Here is a 17035-nt window from a genome sequence, read left to right as displayed (position 1 = left end):
TTCAGCCGCTTTGAACGAGACCCCGTACCGATGAACAACGCTCTGAACCAGTTGCAGCCCTACCCGTTCGAGAAGCTCCGCGCCCTGCTCGGCAGCGTCACGCCAAACCCGGAAAAGCGTGCCATTGCGCTGTCCATCGGCGAGCCGAAACACCGTTCGCCAAGCTTTGTCGCCGAAGCCCTGGCAAGCAATCTGGATAAGATGGCCGTGTACCCGACCACCCTCGGCATTCCGGCCCTGCGTGAAGCCATCGCGGCGTGGTGCGAACGTCGTTTCAGCGTTCCGAACGGCTGGCTCGACCCGGCACGCAATGTGCTGCCGGTCAACGGCACTCGTGAAGCGCTGTTCGCCTTCACCCAGACCGTAGTCAACCGTGGCGACGATGCACTGGTAGTCAGCCCGAATCCGTTCTATCAGATCTATGAAGGCGCAGCGTTCCTCGCCGGGGCCAAGCCGCATTACCTGCCATGCCTGGACGAAAACGGCTTCAACCCGGACTTCGACGCCGTTTCCCCAGACATCTGGAAACGCTGCCAGATCCTGTTCCTGTGCTCGCCGGGCAACCCGACCGGCGCACTGATCCCGGTCGAAACCCTGAAGAAGCTGGTCGCCCTGGCCGACGAATACGACTTCGTGATCGCCGCCGACGAGTGCTACAGCGAACTGTACTTCGACGAACAAACCCCGCCGGCCGGCCTGCTCAGCGCCTGTGTGGAACTGGGCCGCAAGGACTTCAAGCGCTGCGTGGTGTTCCACAGTCTGTCCAAGCGTTCCAACCTGCCTGGCCTGCGTTCAGGCTTCGTGGCCGGTGATGCGGACATCCTCAAGGGCTTCCTGCTGTATCGCACCTACCACGGCTGCGCGATGCCGGTTCAGACCCAACTGGCCAGTGTTGCCGCGTGGAATGACGAAGTGCATGTACGTGCCAACCGTGCGCTGTATCGCGAGAAATACGATGCAGTGTTGGAAATCCTTGGTCCGGTGATGGACGTGCAGCGTCCAGATGGCGGTTTCTACCTGTGGCCAAATGTTGAAGGCGACGATGAGGCGTTCTGCCGTGATCTGTTTGTGGAAGAACACGTGACCGTGGTGCCGGGTTCTTATCTGTCTCGTGAAGTTGATGGCTCCAATCCGGGCGCCGGACGCGTGCGCATGGCACTGGTCGCGCCGCTGGCCGAATGTGTAGAAGCGGCCAAGAGAATTCGCGAATTTATTATCCGCAACAAGTAAATATTCCTGCCCGCACTGTGCAACGCAGTGCGGGCACTCTTATATAGCCAGTTACATTTCGTCCACAATTAAAGCTCACCACACTGCAGAGTTCCCCTTACTCTCATGCAGCACATTAGTGTGCGCACTCACACAACCTTACTTCATGGAAGAAGTAGCCAATGAACAGCATTGAAGACTGCACCCTTATCCAATGGCCCGACGATCAACAATCCTACGAAGCCGCCATCAACGAGAATCCTGAGAATGCCAGTAAGGGCGGCGGCACTCGTCGCAAACGCTCTCTGATCAATTATTCAAAACTGTGGGCAAACGGGCGCACACTCAAGATCGCGTTTATCGACGGCCCCGATAATGCACACAAACAGAAGATCATCAATGCAGCCAAACAATGGTTGCCCCATATCAATCTGACCTTCGATTTCGTCGAGGGGCTTGAAGGTGATATCCGAATCGCAACCAAAAACAATGACAACAGTTCAATGCTGGGCACTGACGCGCTATTGATTCATCCAGACTGGCCAACCATGAACCTGGGGGTCAAGCCCGAACATGAAGACTTCGATGTGATCGTGACTCATGAGTTTGGGCATGCCTTAGGCGCCATGCATGAACACCAACACCCTGAGGCCAATATCCCCTGGGATAAACCAAAAGTGTATGCGTTCTACCAGAACCGAGAAATGAATCCACTGACCAAAGAACAAGTCGACAGGAACCTGTTTCAGCCCTTCGATACAATCGAAGCGATTTATACGCCGTACGACAGAAAGTCGATCATGCACCATCCAGTGGCGAACACCCTGACATTGGGTGACTGGGAAATTCCAATCAACCGCAAGATCAGCAAAAAAGACAAGCGCTTGATGAAACTGCTCTATCCCAAGCGCTAAAACTTATTCTTTGCAATGATCAATAACAGGGGCATCGTCTTTAAGTTAACGGACGAGCACTGCCGCCATCCAAACGACTATAAGTACACTATAAGCACATCAATCATGAACATGAGTACTCCTTGTAAAACGATCCGCCCAATTGATGAACTCGCCTCTTACGACGCCGCCATCCTGGAAAACCCCGACAACGCACAACGCTCTTCCACGGGCCGACGTTCCAAGCGTGCCATTGGTACCTGGAGCAAATTCTGGGCTAATGGCCGGACGTTAAGAATCGCGTTCGTGGATACTCCAACTCAACCGAAAAGGCTTGCCATCGAAGCGATGATCAAGCAATGGCAACCCTCTGTGAACTTGCAGTTCGAATTTATTGACCAAGGCGAAAGCGAGATCAGGATTTCAACATCCAGCGCGGCAAACAACTCCGCAGTAGGCACTGATGCGTTGTTGTACGAACAACATGTACCGACGCTGAATTTGAATATTGAATTCGACCATCCAGAATTCGAAATAACCGTACTGCATGAGTTCGGTCACGCGTTGGGCCTGCAGCACGAGCAGCAGCATCCAAAAGCGAACATTCCCTGGGACAAACCAAAGGTTTACGAGTTTTATAGAACCCACTATGGGTGGACCGAGGCAGACACGGATTTTAACGTCCTGATGCCCCTTGGAGGCAGCGACCATCTATGGGGTCGCTATGACAAGGATTCGATCATGCACTACGCAGTCCCGAACGAACTGACAACAGGGGATTGGGAAGTGGGTATCAACACCAAAATCAGCATGCTGGACAGGCGAGTCATGCGTAAAGCCTACCCAAAATTTCGACCGGACGAAGCTGACTGAGTCCAGCGAACGCACAGGCTAGCTCATCCGGCACTTCTCGCAATACGTCATCACCCCTCTGGTGATGACGGCTGAGGAGGCTATACAACTCCAGGCGCTGCGCCCGCAACGCCCCACATAAAGCGCGGTTGCCAAGACAATCGACAGCATTGAAGTGCCATATTAGTCGTTTAGACTGCGGGCAAGCCGTTTCACCCATGTCGCATGCAATGGCTGATCGCCACGACCCACGGACAAACCCGAGCACGACCGACGCGAAACCGTCCGGTCATGGCATAATCCGTCACCTTTTATTTTCAGCACCTGCTAAAGGGGGCAATTCCTTGACCGTCTCAAGCAAAACGTTGCACCTTTTCGGCATCAAAGCCTGCGACACCATGAAAAAGGCGCGCACCTGGCTCGATGAACACGCTGTCAGCTATGACTTTCATGATTACAAGACGGTCGGCATCGACCGTGAACACCTGAACCAATGGTGCGACGAGCACGGCTGGCAAGTGGTGTTGAACCGTGCTGGCACGACCTTTCGCAAGCTCGACGACGAACGCAAAGCCGATCTCGACCAGCCGAAAGCCATCGAACTGATGCTCGCACAACCCTCGATGATCAAGCGCCCGGTGCTTGATCTCGGTGACCGAACCCTGATTGGCTTCAAGCCAGATATCTACGCGGCAGCGCTCAAGTAAGGCAGCCCGTTCCATTTTGTTAGAGGTATCAACATGTCCACTACCCCGTTCAGCCTGGCCTTTGGTGTCGGCACTCAAAACCGTCAAGGTGCATGGCTGGAAGTGTTTTACGCGCAGCCACTGCTCAACCCTTCGGCCGAACTGGTCGCTGCCATCGCGCCAATTCTGGGCTACACCGAAGGCAATCAGGCCATCGCGTTCACTACCGCTCAGGCCTCCCAACTGGCTGAAATCCTGAAAAGCGTCGACGCTGCCCAGGCCGCCTTGCTGACCCGTCTGGCCGAGAGTCACAAGCCGCTGGTCGCGACCATTCTGGCCGAAGACGCTCAGTTGACCTCCACCCCTGAGGCCTACCTCAAGCTGCACCTGCTGTCCCATCGTCTGGTCAAGCCGCACGGCCTGAACCTGGCGGGTGTGTTCCCGTTGCTGCCGAACGTGGCATGGACCAGCCAGGGCGCAATCGACCTCGCCGAGCTGGCCGAGCATCAACTGGAAGCCCGTCTGCGTGGCGAGCTGCTGGAAGTGTTCTCGGTGGACAAATTCCCGAAAATGACCGACTACGTGGTTCCGGCCGGCGTGCGCATCGCTGACGCGGCACGTATTCGTCTGGGCGCTTATGTGGGCGAAGGCACCACCGTGATGCACGAAGGTTTCGTCAACTTCAACGCCGGCACCGAAGGCCCTGGCATGATCGAAGGCCGCGTTTCCGCTGGCGTATTCGTCGGCAAGGGTTCGGACCTGGGCGGCGGTTGCTCGACCATGGGCACCCTGTCGGGCGGCGGCAACATCGTGATCAAGGTCGGCGAAGGCTGCCTGATCGGCGCGAACGCCGGTATCGGCATTCCGTTGGGCGATCGCAACACCGTTGAGTCGGGCCTGTACGTGACCGCGGGTACCAAAGTGGCGCTGCTGGACGAAAACAACAAACTGGTCAAAGTCGTGAAGGCTCGTGAACTGGCCGGTCAGCCTGACCTGCTGTTCCGCCGCAATTCGGAGACCGGTGCCGTGGAATGCAAAACCCACAAATCGGCGATCGAACTGAACGAAGCGCTGCACGCTCACAACTAAGCAGTGCATGATCACCTGTAGGAGCGAGCCTGCTCGCGAAGCTTTTGGCGACCTCGCGGACGCCTTCGCGAGCAGGCTCGCTCCTACAAGGTCCGGCGTAAACCCACCAGGGCCCGACAGCATGATGATTCCCTCTCCCTGGCGCGCCGATTTTCCGGCCATCGCCGCATTGCAACGGCAAGACCAGACCTATCTGGACAACGCCGCCACCACGCAAAAACCTCAAGCCCTGCTGGATGCCCTGGCGCATTACTACGCCAACGGCGCGGCCAACGTGCATCGGGCGCAACACCTGCCCGGCGCCCACGCCACCCAGGCGTTCGAGGCCAGCCGCAGCAAAGTCGCCCACTGGCTCAATGCCGGCGATTGCGGGCAGATCATCTTTACCCATGGCGCAACGTCTGCGTTGAACCTCCTGGCTTACGGCCTGGAACATCTTTTCAATCCGGGCGATGAAATTGTCATCAGCGCCCTGGAGCATCACGCCAATCTGTTGCCGTGGCAGCAACTGGCCCACCGCCGCGACCTGAAGCTGGTGATCCTGCCACTGGACGCCGACGGTTTGATTGACCTTGATGCTGCCGCGCAGATGATCGGTCCGCGAACCCGTTTGCTGGCAGTCAGTCAGTTGTCCAACGTACTCGGCGCCTGGCAGCCGTTGCCCGCCCTCTTGACGATGGCCAAGGCGCATAACGCACTGACTGTGATCGATGGCGCCCAAGGGGTGGTCCACGGTCGGCACGACGTGCAGGCGTTGGGTTGCGACTTCTATGTGTTTTCCAGCCACAAGCTCTACGGCCCCGAGGGTCTGGGCGTGCTGTTCGGTCGCAACGAAGCGCTTGAGCAACTGCGTCATTGGCAATTCGGCGGCGAAATGGTGCTGGATGCGGATTACCACAGCGCACGGTTCCGCCCGGCGCCGCTGGGTTTCGAGGCGGGTACGCCGCCGATTGCCGGTGTGATTGGTTTGGGCGCGACGCTGGATTATCTGGCCGGGCTTGATCAGGACGCGGTTTGCGCCCATGAAGCAGCGCTGCATGACTATTTGCTCAAAGGCCTTGAAGCGCGCAACGGCATTCGGTTGCTGGGCAAGCCGCAACTGGCGCTGGCCAGTTTTGTCGTCGAGGGTGTGCATAACTCTGATTTGGCGCATTTGCTGACGGAACAGGGGATCGCGGTGCGCGCCGGTCATCACTGCGCCATGCCGTTGCTCAAGCATTTTGAGCTGGCTGGGGCGATCCGGGTGTCGTTGGCGCTGTACAACGATTCCGAAGACCTGGAGCGGTTCTTTGAAGCGCTGGATCAGGCGCTGGAGTTGTTGCGATGAACTTGTCTGCCGACGCGGCTACGGCGCTGGAGACTTTTCAGAAGGCTGCCGGCTGGGAACAACGGGCGCGGCTGTTGATGCAATGGGGCGACCGTCTGCCCGCGTTGAGTGATGTGGATAAGAGTGACGCCAACCGCGTGCATGGCTGTGAAAGCCAGGTGTGGTTGGTCGGCACGTTGCAGGACGGGCACTGGCAATTCAGTGCCAGCAGCGATGCACGATTGATTCGCGGGTTGGTGGCGTTGCTGCTGGCGCGGGTTAACGGGTTGTCGGCGGTTGAGTTGCAGCAAGTGGATTTGCCGGATTGGTTTAATCAGTTGGGCCTGGGTCGCCAGTTGTCCCAGTCCCGTAGCAATGGCTTGAATGCGGTGTTACAGCGGATGCGTGAGTTGGCCAACTAAACCTACACCTGTAGGAGCGAGGCTTGCCCGCGAAAGCGGTGTGTCGGATAAAACGCCTTCGCGGGCAAGCCTCGCTCCTACAGGGAGGGTGTTTCAAGCCTCAGGCTTGATGCGATCCGCGGGGCGCCGCACCCCGGCAACAATCTTATCCACAGCCTTGGTCGCCGCGACCATGCCAAACGTCGCCGTCACCATCATCACCGCACCAAACCCTCCGGCGCAGTCGAGTTTCACACCATCACCGACAAAACTCTTCTGCAAGCAAATGCTGCCATCCGGTTTCGGGTAACGCAGTTGTTCGGTGGAAAACACGCACGGCACGCTGTAATGGCGGGTCACGGTGCGTGAGAAGTTGTAATCGCGGCGCAAGGTCGAGCGCACTTTCGAGGCCAACGGATCATTGAAGGTCCGGTTCAAGTCGCAGACCTGGATCAGCGTCGGATCAATTTGCCCGCCTGCACCGCCGGTGGTGATGATCTGAATCTTGCGACGCTTGCACCAGGCAATCAGCGCCGCCTTGGCATTCACGCTGTCGATGCAATCAATGACGCAGTCGATATTCGGCGTGATGTATTCGGCCATGGTCTCGCGGGTGACGAAATCCGCCACCGCGTGCACGGTGCAGTCCGGGTTGATCCCGCGCAGGCGCTCGGCCATCACCTCGACCTTGGGTTTGCCGACGGTGCTGTCCAGCGCGTGCAACTGACGGTTGGCGTTGCTGACGCAGACGTCGTCGAGGTCAAACAGCGAAATCTCGCCAACGCCGCAACGGGCGACAGCTTCCGCCGCCCAGGAACCGACGCCACCCACGCCGACGATCGCCACGTGGGCCGCGCGCAAGCGCTCAAGCCCTTCGATGCCATACAAACGGGCGATGCCTGCAAACCGCGGATCTTCTGTACTCATGACCATTACCCCAAAAACCGGCGCGCATTATAGGGCCGTCAGCGGCCAAGAGCATCTTTGGGCTATGAACGGGCGTCTTGATCTCATTATTCAGCCTACACAGAACCAAGATTTAACCTACAAGGTCCAACGAAAGAACTTAAGCCGAGTTGGATTGCCCAACGTCCGGCATTTCCCTGTCCGCTGTACGGTCAGTGAACGCCCGGTGTAGGATGCGCGCCCCTTGGCGGTAGCCACCCGTTCCTTCGTTCCACAGCCTTTGGAACCCGAAATAGCTATGTCATCGCGTAAATTTGGACTCAACCTGGTCGTGGTGCTCGCCATCGCAGCCTTGTTTACCGGCTTCTGGGCGCTGATCAATCGCCCGGTCACCGCCCCCAACTGGCCTGAACAGATCTCCGGCTTTTCGTACTCGCCGTTCCAGCAAGGGCAGTACCCACAAAAAGAGCAATACCCGACCGACGATGAAATGCGTCGCGATCTGGAGATCATGAGCAAGCTGACGGACAACATCCGTACTTACTCGGTCGATGGCAGCCTGGGTGATATTCCCAAGCTCGCCGAAGAATTCGGTTTGCGCGTGACGCTGGGTATCTGGATCAGCCCGGACCAGGAGCGCAACGAGCGTGAAATCCTGCGCGCGATTGACCTGGCCAATACCTCCCGCAGCGTGGTTCGCGTGGTGGTCGGTAACGAGGCGATCTTCCGTAAGGAAATTACTGCCGCCGAACTGAGCGTGATCCTTGATCGCGTCCGCGCAGCCGTGAAAGTGCCGGTGACGACCTCCGAGCAATGGCACGTCTGGGAAGAAAACCCGAGCCTGGCCAAGCACGTCGACCTGATCGCCGCCCACGTCCTGCCGTACTGGGAACATGTTCCGATGGAGCAGTCCGGGCAGTTCGTACTCGACCGGGCCCGTGACCTGAAAAAGATGTTCCCGAAAAAACCGCTGCTGCTGTCGGAAGTCGGCTGGCCGAGCAACGGCCGTATGCGCGGTGGCGCCGACGCGTCGCCGGCAGACCAGGCGATTTATCTGCGGACCTTGGTCAACAAGCTCAATCGCCAAGGCTTCAACTACTTCGTGATCGAAGCTTTTGACCAACCGTGGAAAGCCAGCGACGAAGGTTCCGTGGGCGCTTACTGGGGCGTGTTCAACGCCGCGCGCCAGCAGAAATTCAACTTTGAAGGCCCCGTCGTCGCGATCCCGCAATGGCGCGTGCTGGCCATCGGTTCGGTGGTGTTGGCTCTGCTGTCCCTGACCCTGCTGATGATCGACGGCTCGGCCTTGCGTCAGCGCGGTCGCACCTTCCTGACCTTCATCGCGTTCCTCTGTGGTTCGGTGCTGGTGTGGATCGGTTACGACTACAGCCAGCAATACAGCACCTGGTTCAGCCTGACGGTGGGCTTCTTGCTCGCGCTCGGCGCACTCGGGGTGTTTATCGTGCTACTGACCGAGGCGCATGAACTGGCCGAAGCGGTCTGGACCCACAAACGCCGGCGTGAATTCCTGCCGGTGGTGGGCGATTCGGACTACCGACCGAAAGTCTCGATTCACGTACCTTGCTACAACGAGCCGCCGGAGATGGTCAAACAGACCCTCAACGCCCTGGCCAACCTCGACTATCCGGATTTCGAAGTCCTGATCATCGACAACAACACCAAGGACCCGGCGGTCTGGGAACCGGTACGCGATTATTGCGAAACCCTCGGCCCGCGCTTCAAGTTCTTCCACGTCGCGCCATTGGCAGGCTTCAAAGGTGGTGCGCTGAATTACCTGATTCCGCACACCGCCAAGGATGCCGAAGTGATTGCGGTGATCGACTCGGACTACTGCGTCGACCCGAACTGGCTCAAGCACATGGTGCCGCACTTCGCCGATCCGAAAATCGCCGTGGTGCAGTCGCCGCAGGATTATCGCGACCAGAACGAAAGCACCTTCAAGAAGCTCTGCTACGCGGAATACAAAGGCTTCTTCCACATCGGCATGGTTACCCGTAACGACCGTGACGCGATCATCCAGCACGGCACCATGACCATGACCCGGCGATCGGTGCTCGAGGAACTGGGCTGGGCTGACTGGTGCATCTGTGAAGACGCCGAGTTGGGTCTGCGCGTGTTCGAGAAAGGCCTGTCAGCGGCGTATTACCACACCAGCTACGGCAAAGGCCTGATGCCCGATACCTTTATCGACTTCAAGAAACAGCGTTTCCGCTGGGCTTACGGTGCGATTCAGATCATCAAGCGTCACACCGCCAGTTTGCTGCGCGGCAAGGACACCGAGCTGACTCGTGGCCAGCGTTATCACTTCCTCGCGGGCTGGTTGCCGTGGGTGGCGGACGGCATGAACATCTTCTTCACCGTGGGCGCCCTGTTGTGGTCGTCGGCGATGATCATCGTGCCGCAGCGGGTCGATCCACCGTTGCTGATTTTCGCGATCCCGCCACTGGCGCTGTTCGTGTTCAAGGTGGGCAAGATCATCTTCCTCTACCGCCGTGCGGTCGGGGTCAACCTGAAGGATGCGTTCTGCGCGGCACTGGCCGGGTTGGCGTTGTCGCACACCATCGCCAAAGCGGTGTTGTACGGCTTCTTCACCAGCAGCATTCCGTTCTTCCGCACCCCGAAAAACGCCGATAACCACGGCTTCTGGGTGGCGATTTCGGAAGCTCGCGAAGAAATGTTCATCATGCTGCTGTTGTGGAGCGCGGCGCTGGGGATTTTCCTGGTGAACGGCCTGCCGAGCAACGACATGCGCTTCTGGGTGACGATGTTGCTCGTGCAGTCGCTGCCGTACCTGGCGGCGCTGATCATGGCGTTTCTGTCTTCGCTGCCGAAACCGGTGGTCGAGGGCGAGACGGCACCGGCGGTCTAAATCGTTCCAGATGCACTAAACGGCGGCCAATGGCCGCCGTTTTGCTTTAAGATAACCGCCATTTTGCGCGCCTTGCCCCCCATATCCCGTAGGAGCGAGGCTTGCCCGCGAATGAAGCGACTCGGTGTAACAGAAAAACCTCATCATCGTTCTTCGCGGGCAAGCCTCGCTCCTACAAATAGAGCTTCCGGAGTCTTACATGACGGCCCACGCCGACCTTTCGCCGACCCTTCAACTCGCCATCGACCTGATCCGCCGTCCGTCCGTGACGCCGGTCGACGCCGATTGCCAGAAGCAGATGATGCAGCGCCTGGGCGATGCCGGTTTTGCGCTTGAGCCAATGCGCATCGAAGATGTGGATAACTTCTGGGCCACCCACGGTAAACACGACGGTCCGGTACTGTGCTTCGCCGGTCACACCGACGTGGTGCCGACCGGACCGGTGACCGCCTGGCAAATCGACCCGTTCAACGCAGTCATCGACGAACACGGCATGCTCTGCGGCCGTGGCGCGGCGGACATGAAAGGCAGCCTCGCCTCCATGACCGTGGCGGCCGAGCGTTTCGTCACCGACTATCCGGATCACAAGGGCAAGGTCGCTTTCCTGATCACCAGCGACGAAGAAGGCCCGGCGCACCACGGCACCAAAGCGGTGATCGAACGCCTTGCCGCCCGTAAGGAGCGTCTGGACTGGTGCATCGTCGGCGAACCATCGAGCACCACCTTGGTGGGCGACGTGGTCAAGAACGGCCGTCGCGGCTCCCTCGGTGCCAAGCTGACCGTTCGCGGCGTGCAAGGTCACGTGGCGTATCCGCACCTGGCGAAAAACCCGATCCACCTTGCCGCCCCGGCGCTGGCCGAACTGGCCGCCGAGCACTGGGACCACGGCAACGATTTCTTCCCGCCGACCAGTTTCCAGATCTCCAACGTGAATTCCGGCACCGGCGCGACCAACGTGATCCCGGGTGATCTGGTGGCGGTGTTCAACTTCCGCTTCTCCACCGAATCCACCGTGGAAGGCCTGCAAAAGCGCGTCGCTGACATCCTCGACAAACATGGCCTGGACTGGCACATCGACTGGGCGCTGTCCGGCCTGCCGTTCCTGACCGAACCGGGTGCGTTGCTGGATGCCGTTGCGTCGAGCATCAAGGACATCACCGGTCGTGAAACCAAGGCGTCCACCAGTGGTGGCACCTCCGACGGGCGTTTCATTGCGACCATGGGTACTCAGGTGGTTGAACTGGGCCCGGTCAACGCGACGATCCACCAGGTCAACGAACGAGTACTGGCTGCCGACCTCGACGTGCTGACTGAAATTTATTACCAGACCCTGATCAAGTTGCTCGCCTGATGCTCGCCTGCCCGATCTGCAGCGAACCGCTGAACGCGGTGGACAACGGCGTGGCCTGCCCCGCCGGGCATCGTTTCGACCGTGCGCGTCAGGGTTACCTGAACCTGTTGCCGGTGCAGCACAAGAACAGCCGCGACCCTGGGGATAACCTGGCGATGGTCGAGGCCCGACGCGACTTTTTGAACGCTGGTCATTACGCACCCGTGGCCAAGCGTCTGGCCGAACTGGCGGCGCAATACGCGCCTCAGCGCTGGCTGGACATCGGTTGTGGCGAGGGTTACTACACCGCACAAATCGCCGAGGCCTTGCCGAACGCCGACGGTTACGCGCTGGACATCTCCCGGGAAGCGGTCAAACGCGCCTGCAAACGCAACCCGCAGCTGACGTGGTTGATCGCCAGCATGGCGCGGGTGCCGTTGGCCTCTGGCAGCTGCCAGTTTCTCGCCAGCGTCTTCAGCCCGCTGGACTGGGAGGAAGCCAAACGCCTGCTCAGCCCCGGTGGCGGTTTGATGAAAGTCGGGCCGACCAGCGGTCATCTGATGGAATTGCGCGAGCGGCTTTACGACGAAGTCCGTGAGTACACCGACGACAAGCATCTGGCTTTGGTGCCGGACGGCATGGCGCTGCAACACAGCGAAACCCTGGAGTTCAAACTGACGCTGGAAAAGGGGCAGGACCGGGCGAACCTGTTGGCCATGACGCCCCACGGCTGGCGCGCCAGTGCTGAACGCCGGGCGGCGGTCATCGAACAGGTCGAGCCGTTCGAGGTCACTATTTCAATGCGCTACGATTACTTCGTACTTCAATAATTTTTAATTTTTTGGTCTTCGGCAGTTGCCGTAGACCGGCTAAATCCGCGAATGGATTTTTCAGACCCGCAGTGAGGACATCCATGCGCCAACCCGATATCGAGATTTACCTGAAAGACGCCGACGTCGACTACAAGGCCGTCGCGGCCTGGCTCGGCACTGCTTTGGGCCCATGCACCGACTGGGTCCAGAAAGGCCAGACCTACAAGTGCAAGGCCGGCAACGTGTCGGTCACCTGGCTGCCGAAAGCCGTGGGCAAATGGAACAGCCTGTTCCTGGACAGCGACCAGACCCCATGGGAAGACGACATCGCCTGCGCCCGCGCAGCGTTTGCCGCGCTGAACGTCGAAGTACGTTGCGCACCGGGCAGCTGGGTTGAAGAAGAAGGTGAAGAGACAGCTGATCGCTGGATGCGCATCAGCGCTGACGGTGAAGAAGAGATCACCTGGAAAACCGCGTAATCCAGGTCACCACAAAACCTGTAGGAGCGAGGCTTGCCCGCGAAGGCGTCATCACTGGCGCTAAAAGCTTCGCGGGCAAGCCTCGCTCCTACAGGGGTTTTGTGAGATCCGAGGAGTGGGTTTACAGACCTACAACATCCTCAGCCTGCAAGCCCTTCTCGCCAGTCACCACGCCGTACTCCACCTGCTGACCTTCAGCCAGGGAGCGATGCCCTTCGCCGCGAATCGCGCGGTAATGCACGAACACGTCCACCCCGTCCTCGCGCTGAATGAATCCGTAACCCTTGGCATCGTTGAACCACTTCACATTGCCGGTTTCGCGCGTAGCCATGTCAGTACCCCCTTGTTTTTATTTTGAACGGCCGAGTATATGACAGCCGCCAAAACTCTCAACTCAACTTTACTTAGGAGCTTTTTTGCCGATTTTCGGCGAATACGGCACACTATCGCCCGCCCGAGCAATTGCTTGGTTTTATTCACTCACGCAGAAGCCGTATGACCCGTTCCCCGTTCCGCCGTCTTGTGTTTGGCACCCTGCGCCGACTGCTCTATCTCTGGGTTCGCTCGGAGACGATCAATCAGTCGTCGTTCACCCTCAACCTCGACCGCAGCCGTCCGGTGTTCTACGTCCTGCAAAACCCTTCGCTGACCGACCTGGCCGTGGTCGATACCGAGTGCAGCAAGGCGGGTTTGCCCCGCCCGGTGTTGCCGGTATCGGTAGGTACGCTGATGGAGCCCGCCGCGTTCTTTTACCTCACGCCGGAGCCTGATTGGCTGGGTCGTCAGGATAAGCGTGGTGCACCGCCGACCTTGACCCGCCTGGTCAGCGCCCTGAGCCAGAACGCCGCCGAAGACGCGCAGATCATTCCGGTCAGCGTGTTCTGGGGCCAATCGCCGGACAGCGAATCGAGCCCGTGGAAACTGCTCTTCGCCGACAGCTGGGCAGTCACCGGGCGCCTGCGTCGGTTGCTGAGCATCATCGTGCTGGGGCGTAAAACCCGGGTGCAGTTCTCGGCGCCGATCCATTTGCGCGAACTGATCGACCACAACAAGGGCCACGAGCGCACCGTGCGCATGGCCCAGCGAATTCTGCGGGTGCACTTCCGCAACCTGAAAGCGGCGGTGATCGGTCCGGACATTTCCCACCGCCGCAACCTGGTCAAAGGCCTGCTCAATCAGCCGCTGGTCAAGCAAGCGATCCTCGACGAAGCCGAGCGCGAGAACATCTCCCCGGAGAAAGCCAAGGCCCAGGCCTTGCGCTATGGAAACGAGATCGCCTCGGACTACACCTACACCGCGATCCGCTTCATGGAAGTGGTGCTGAGCTGGTTCTGGAACAAGATCTACGACGGCATCAAGGTCAACAACATCGAAGGCGTGCAAAACGTCGCCCCGGGTTACGAAGTGATCTACGTACCCTGCCACCGCAGCCACATCGACTACCTGCTGCTGTCCTATCTGCTGTTCCGCAATGGCCTGACCCCGCCGCACATCGCCGCCGGGATCAACCTCAACATGCCGGGGATCGGCGGCCTGCTGCGACGCGGCGGTGCGTTCTTCATGCGCCGCACCTTCAAGGGCAACCCGCTGTACACCTCGGTGTTCAACGAATACCTGCACACCCTGTTTACCAAAGGCTTCCCGGTGGAGTACTTCGTCGAGGGCGGCCGTTCGCGCACCGGGCGCATGCTGCAGCCGAAAACCGGGATGCTGGCGATTACCCTGCGCAGCTTCCTGCGTTCGTCTCGGATGCCGATCGTCTTCATCCCGGTCTACATCGGTTATGAACGCGTGCTGGAAGGCCGGACCTACCTCGGCGAACTGCGTGGCGCGACCAAGAAGAAAGAATCGATCTTCGACATCTTCAAAGTCATCGGCGCGCTCAAGCAGCGTTTCGGTCAGGTGGCGGTGAACTTCGGCGAGCCGATCAAACTGGCGGAATTCCTCGACAGCGAACAGCCGGACTGGCGTAAACAGGAGTTCGGCCCGCAGTTCAAACCGGCCTGGCTCAACGAAACCACCAACCGCCTCGGGGAGAAAGTCGCGCAGCATTTGAACGAAGCGGCGGCGATCAACCCGGTCAACCTGGTGGCCCTGGCGCTGCTGTCCACCAGCCGTCTCGCGCTGGATGATCGCGCTATGGCGCGCGTGCTCGATCTGTACCTGGCGCTGTTGCGCAAGGTCCCGTATTCGCCGCACACCACCCTGCCGGAAGGTGACGGCCGCGCGTTGATCGAGCATGTGAAGGACATGGATCTGCTGTCCGAGCAGAGCGATGCCCTGGGCAAGATTCTGTACCTGGACGAGCAAAACGCCGTCCTGATGACCTACTACCGCAACAACGTTTTGCACATCTTCGCCTTGCCGGCGTTGCTGGCGAGCTTCTTCCAGAGCGCCTCGCGCATGAGCCGCGATCAGGTCCTGCGCTACACCCGTGCGCTGTATCCGTACCTGCAATCGGAGCTGTTCATTCGCTGGTCGATGGACGAGCTGGATGCGGTGATCGACCAATGGCTCGAAGCCTTCGTCGAGCAAGGTCTGCTGCGTTTTGAGAATGATGTCTACCTGCGGCCGGCGCCGAGCTCGCGGCATTTCGTGCTGCTGACCCTGCTGTCGAAAAGCATTGCCCAGACCTTGCAGCGCTTCTACATGACGGTTTCGCTGCTGCTCAACAGCGGTCAGAACAGCATCAGCGCCGAAGAGCTGGAAGACCTGTGCACGGTCATGGCCCAGCGCCTGTCGATCCTCCATGGCCTCAACGCCCCGGAGTTCTTCGACAAGAGCCTGTTCCGCCACTTCATCCAGACAATGCTCGACCTCGACGTGCTCAAGCGCGACGAGGCCGGCAAGCTGAGCTATCACATACTGCTCGGCGAACTGGCCGAAGGCGCGGCCAAGCGCGTGTTGCCGGCGGAGATTCGTTTGTCGATCCGTCAGGTCGCGTTGCATCGCAGTGAAGATGCGGCGGATCAGGTCTCGGCTCCGACGCTATCCGACTAAATTCCTACGGGCGCCAGGCCTCATCTGGCGCCCTCGATACGGAGATCTCCGATGAAAAAACTCTCTTTATTGGCCATGACTACCCTGCTGGGCGCTTGTCAGTCGATGCAACCTGCCGCTAAAACCTCCCTCGATGGCGAAGTGTTCTACCTGCAACGCATCGCCCTGCCGCCGAGCGCCACGTTAAGCGTCAGCTTGCAGGACGTTTCCCTGGCCGACGCACCCGCCGTGGTCCTCGACGAACACAAAGGCCCGATCAAAGGCCAGGTGCCGCTGCCATTTCATCTGAGTTACGATCCAGCGCAGGTCAAAACGGGCCATCATTATTCGGTCAGCGCCCGTATCGAAGTGAATGGCGAACTGATGTTCATCAGCACCGAACATCACGCCGTGCAGCTGGATGGCAGCGACCCGCAGCCTCTGAAAATCCGCGTCGACGCCGCTCGCTAACTCTCATTTTTTGAACTAAGGAAGCTGCCATGTTCCGCCCTACCCTTCGCTTCGCCGGCCTGTGCGCAGGCTTGATGATCTCCGCCAGCGCCCTGGCGTTGTCGCTCAACGACCTGTCACAAAACGACGCCACCGGCGGCCTCAAGGATGCCCTGACTCAAGGTGCGCAACTGGCCGTGAAACAACTCGGCACGCCGGGTGGCTTCAGCAACAACCCGGACGTGAAAATCGAACTGCCGGGCAAACTGGGCAAAGTCGCCAGCAAGATGAAACAGTTCGGCATGGGCGACCAGGTCGAACAGCTGGAAACCAGCATGAACAAAGCGGCTGAAACCGCCGTGACGCAAGCCCAGCCGATCCTGGTGGACGCGGTGAAGAAGATGAGCGTGGAAGATGCCAAGGGCATTCTCAGCGGCGGCAAGGACTCGGCCACTCAGTACCTGAGCAAAACCAGCCGCGAGCAGATCCGCGTCAAGTTCCTGCCAATCGTCAAGCAAGCCACCGACCAGGTCGGCCTGGCCAAGCAGTACAACTCGTTCGCAGGGCAAGCCGCGACGATGGGTGTGGTGGATGCGAAGAGCGCCAACATCGAAAGCTATGTGACCGAGCAGGCGTTGAACGGTCTGTTCGAGATGATTGGTAAACAGGAAGAAGCCATTCGCCAGAATCCTGCAGCAGCAGCGACGAGTTTGGCGAAGAAGGTGTTTGGTACCCTCTAATACTCTCTCCCGC

16 protein-coding genes are annotated in these 17035 nt (G+C 59.2%); 14 read left to right on the top strand and 2 right to left on the bottom strand.

Translation table 11 applies throughout. The annotated features are described in order from the left end of the window. The first annotated feature begins 30 nt into the window (after window positions 1–30). From dapC to ABH912_RS26465, 7 genes are all read left to right on the top strand, one after another. A complete protein-coding gene (gene dapC / locus ABH912_RS26495; protein ID WP_033056304.1) occupies window positions 31–1230 on the top strand; it encodes a succinyldiaminopimelate transaminase in 1200 nt (399 codons plus the stop codon). Window positions 1231–1391: 161 nt separating this feature from the next. After that, window positions 1392–2123 (top strand): M12 family metallopeptidase, encoded by a 732-nt coding sequence (locus ABH912_RS26490; RefSeq protein WP_033056305.1) that lies wholly within the window; start codon window positions 1392–1394, stop codon window positions 2121–2123. Window positions 2124–2228: 105 nt separating this feature from the next. Then, the gene (locus ABH912_RS26485) at window positions 2229–2975 is read left to right on the top strand and encodes a M12 family metallopeptidase (protein ID WP_033056448.1); all 747 of its coding nucleotides are present in this window, start codon (window positions 2229–2231) and stop codon (window positions 2973–2975) included. A gap of 377 nt (window positions 2976–3352) precedes the next feature. Continuing rightward, the gene (locus tag ABH912_RS26480) at window positions 3353–3661 is read left to right on the top strand and encodes an arsenate reductase (protein ID WP_231670529.1); all 309 of its coding nucleotides are present in this window, start codon (window positions 3353–3355) and stop codon (window positions 3659–3661) included. A gap of 33 nt (window positions 3662–3694) precedes the next feature. Further along, the gene (dapD, locus tag ABH912_RS26475) at window positions 3695–4729 is read left to right on the top strand and encodes a 2,3,4,5-tetrahydropyridine-2,6-dicarboxylate N-succinyltransferase (protein WP_429511984.1); all 1035 of its coding nucleotides are present in this window, start codon (window positions 3695–3697) and stop codon (window positions 4727–4729) included. A 121-nt stretch (window positions 4730–4850) separates the two neighbouring features. Further along, complete coding sequence (locus ABH912_RS26470; RefSeq protein ID WP_429511982.1) at window positions 4851–6056, top strand: aminotransferase class V-fold PLP-dependent enzyme; 1206 nt, start codon at window positions 4851–4853, stop codon at window positions 6054–6056. Next, window positions 6053–6457: a SufE family protein gene (locus ABH912_RS26465; RefSeq protein WP_429511980.1), complete on the top strand. Its 405-nt coding sequence runs from the start codon at window positions 6053–6055 to the stop codon at window positions 6455–6457. The genes ABH912_RS26470 and ABH912_RS26465 overlap by 4 nt, the downstream gene beginning before the upstream one ends. A 93-nt stretch (window positions 6458–6550) precedes the next feature. On the opposite strand, the gene tcdA is transcribed toward ABH912_RS26465, so the two are convergent. Continuing rightward, a complete protein-coding gene (tcdA, locus tag ABH912_RS26460; RefSeq protein ID WP_161807497.1) occupies window positions 6551–7363 on the bottom strand; it encodes a tRNA cyclic N6-threonylcarbamoyladenosine(37) synthase TcdA in 813 nt (270 codons plus the stop codon). A gap of 277 nt (window positions 7364–7640) precedes the next feature. Here tcdA and ABH912_RS26455 point away from each other — a divergent pair, with 277 nt between their 5' ends. From ABH912_RS26455 to ABH912_RS26440, 4 genes are all read left to right on the top strand, one after another. After that, a complete protein-coding gene (locus tag ABH912_RS26455) occupies window positions 7641–10232 on the top strand; it encodes a glycosyltransferase (RefSeq protein WP_429511978.1) in 2592 nt (863 codons plus the stop codon). A gap of 199 nt (window positions 10233–10431) precedes the next feature. Further along, entirely contained in the window at window positions 10432–11583 is a 1152-nt protein-coding gene (gene dapE, locus ABH912_RS26450) for a succinyl-diaminopimelate desuccinylase (protein ID WP_008146697.1), read from the top strand. Further along, window positions 11583–12392, top strand: a complete 810-nt coding sequence (locus ABH912_RS26445; protein WP_429511977.1) for a putative RNA methyltransferase — start codon at window positions 11583–11585, stop codon at window positions 12390–12392. Before dapE ends, ABH912_RS26445 begins: the two co-directional genes overlap by 1 nt. An 83-nt stretch (window positions 12393–12475) precedes the next feature. Continuing rightward, entirely contained in the window at window positions 12476–12853 is a 378-nt protein-coding gene (locus tag ABH912_RS26440) for a hypothetical protein (protein ID WP_074879738.1), read from the top strand. A 121-nt stretch (window positions 12854–12974) separates the two neighbouring features. Here the strand turns inward: ABH912_RS26440 and ABH912_RS26435 are convergent, their stop codons facing one another. Beyond that, window positions 12975–13184 (bottom strand): cold-shock protein, encoded by a 210-nt coding sequence (locus ABH912_RS26435; RefSeq protein ID WP_008146705.1) that lies wholly within the window; start codon window positions 13182–13184, stop codon window positions 12975–12977. Window positions 13185–13348: 164 nt separating this feature from the next. On the opposite strand from ABH912_RS26435, the gene plsB reads away from it, so the two are divergent. From plsB to ABH912_RS26420, 3 genes are read left to right on the top strand one after another with little or no spacing between them, the layout of a single operon-like run. After that, entirely contained in the window at window positions 13349–15853 is a 2505-nt protein-coding gene (plsB, locus tag ABH912_RS26430; protein ID WP_429511975.1) for a glycerol-3-phosphate 1-O-acyltransferase PlsB, read from the top strand. Between the two features lie 51 nt (window positions 15854–15904). Next, complete coding sequence (locus ABH912_RS26425) at window positions 15905–16303, top strand: YbaY family lipoprotein (RefSeq protein ID WP_033056318.1); 399 nt, start codon at window positions 15905–15907, stop codon at window positions 16301–16303. 29 nt (window positions 16304–16332) lie between these two features. Beyond that, complete coding sequence (locus tag ABH912_RS26420; protein WP_033056319.1) at window positions 16333–17022, top strand: DUF4197 domain-containing protein; 690 nt, start codon at window positions 16333–16335, stop codon at window positions 17020–17022. The last annotated feature ends 13 nt before the right edge of the window (window positions 17023–17035 follow it).

It is taken from the genome of Pseudomonas sp. BT76 TE3572 (assembly GCF_050435365.1).
GTDB lineage: Bacteria > Pseudomonadota > Gammaproteobacteria > Pseudomonadales > Pseudomonadaceae > Aquipseudomonas > Aquipseudomonas fluorescens_W.
This window is presented reverse-complemented; position numbering and strand designations above follow the sequence as displayed.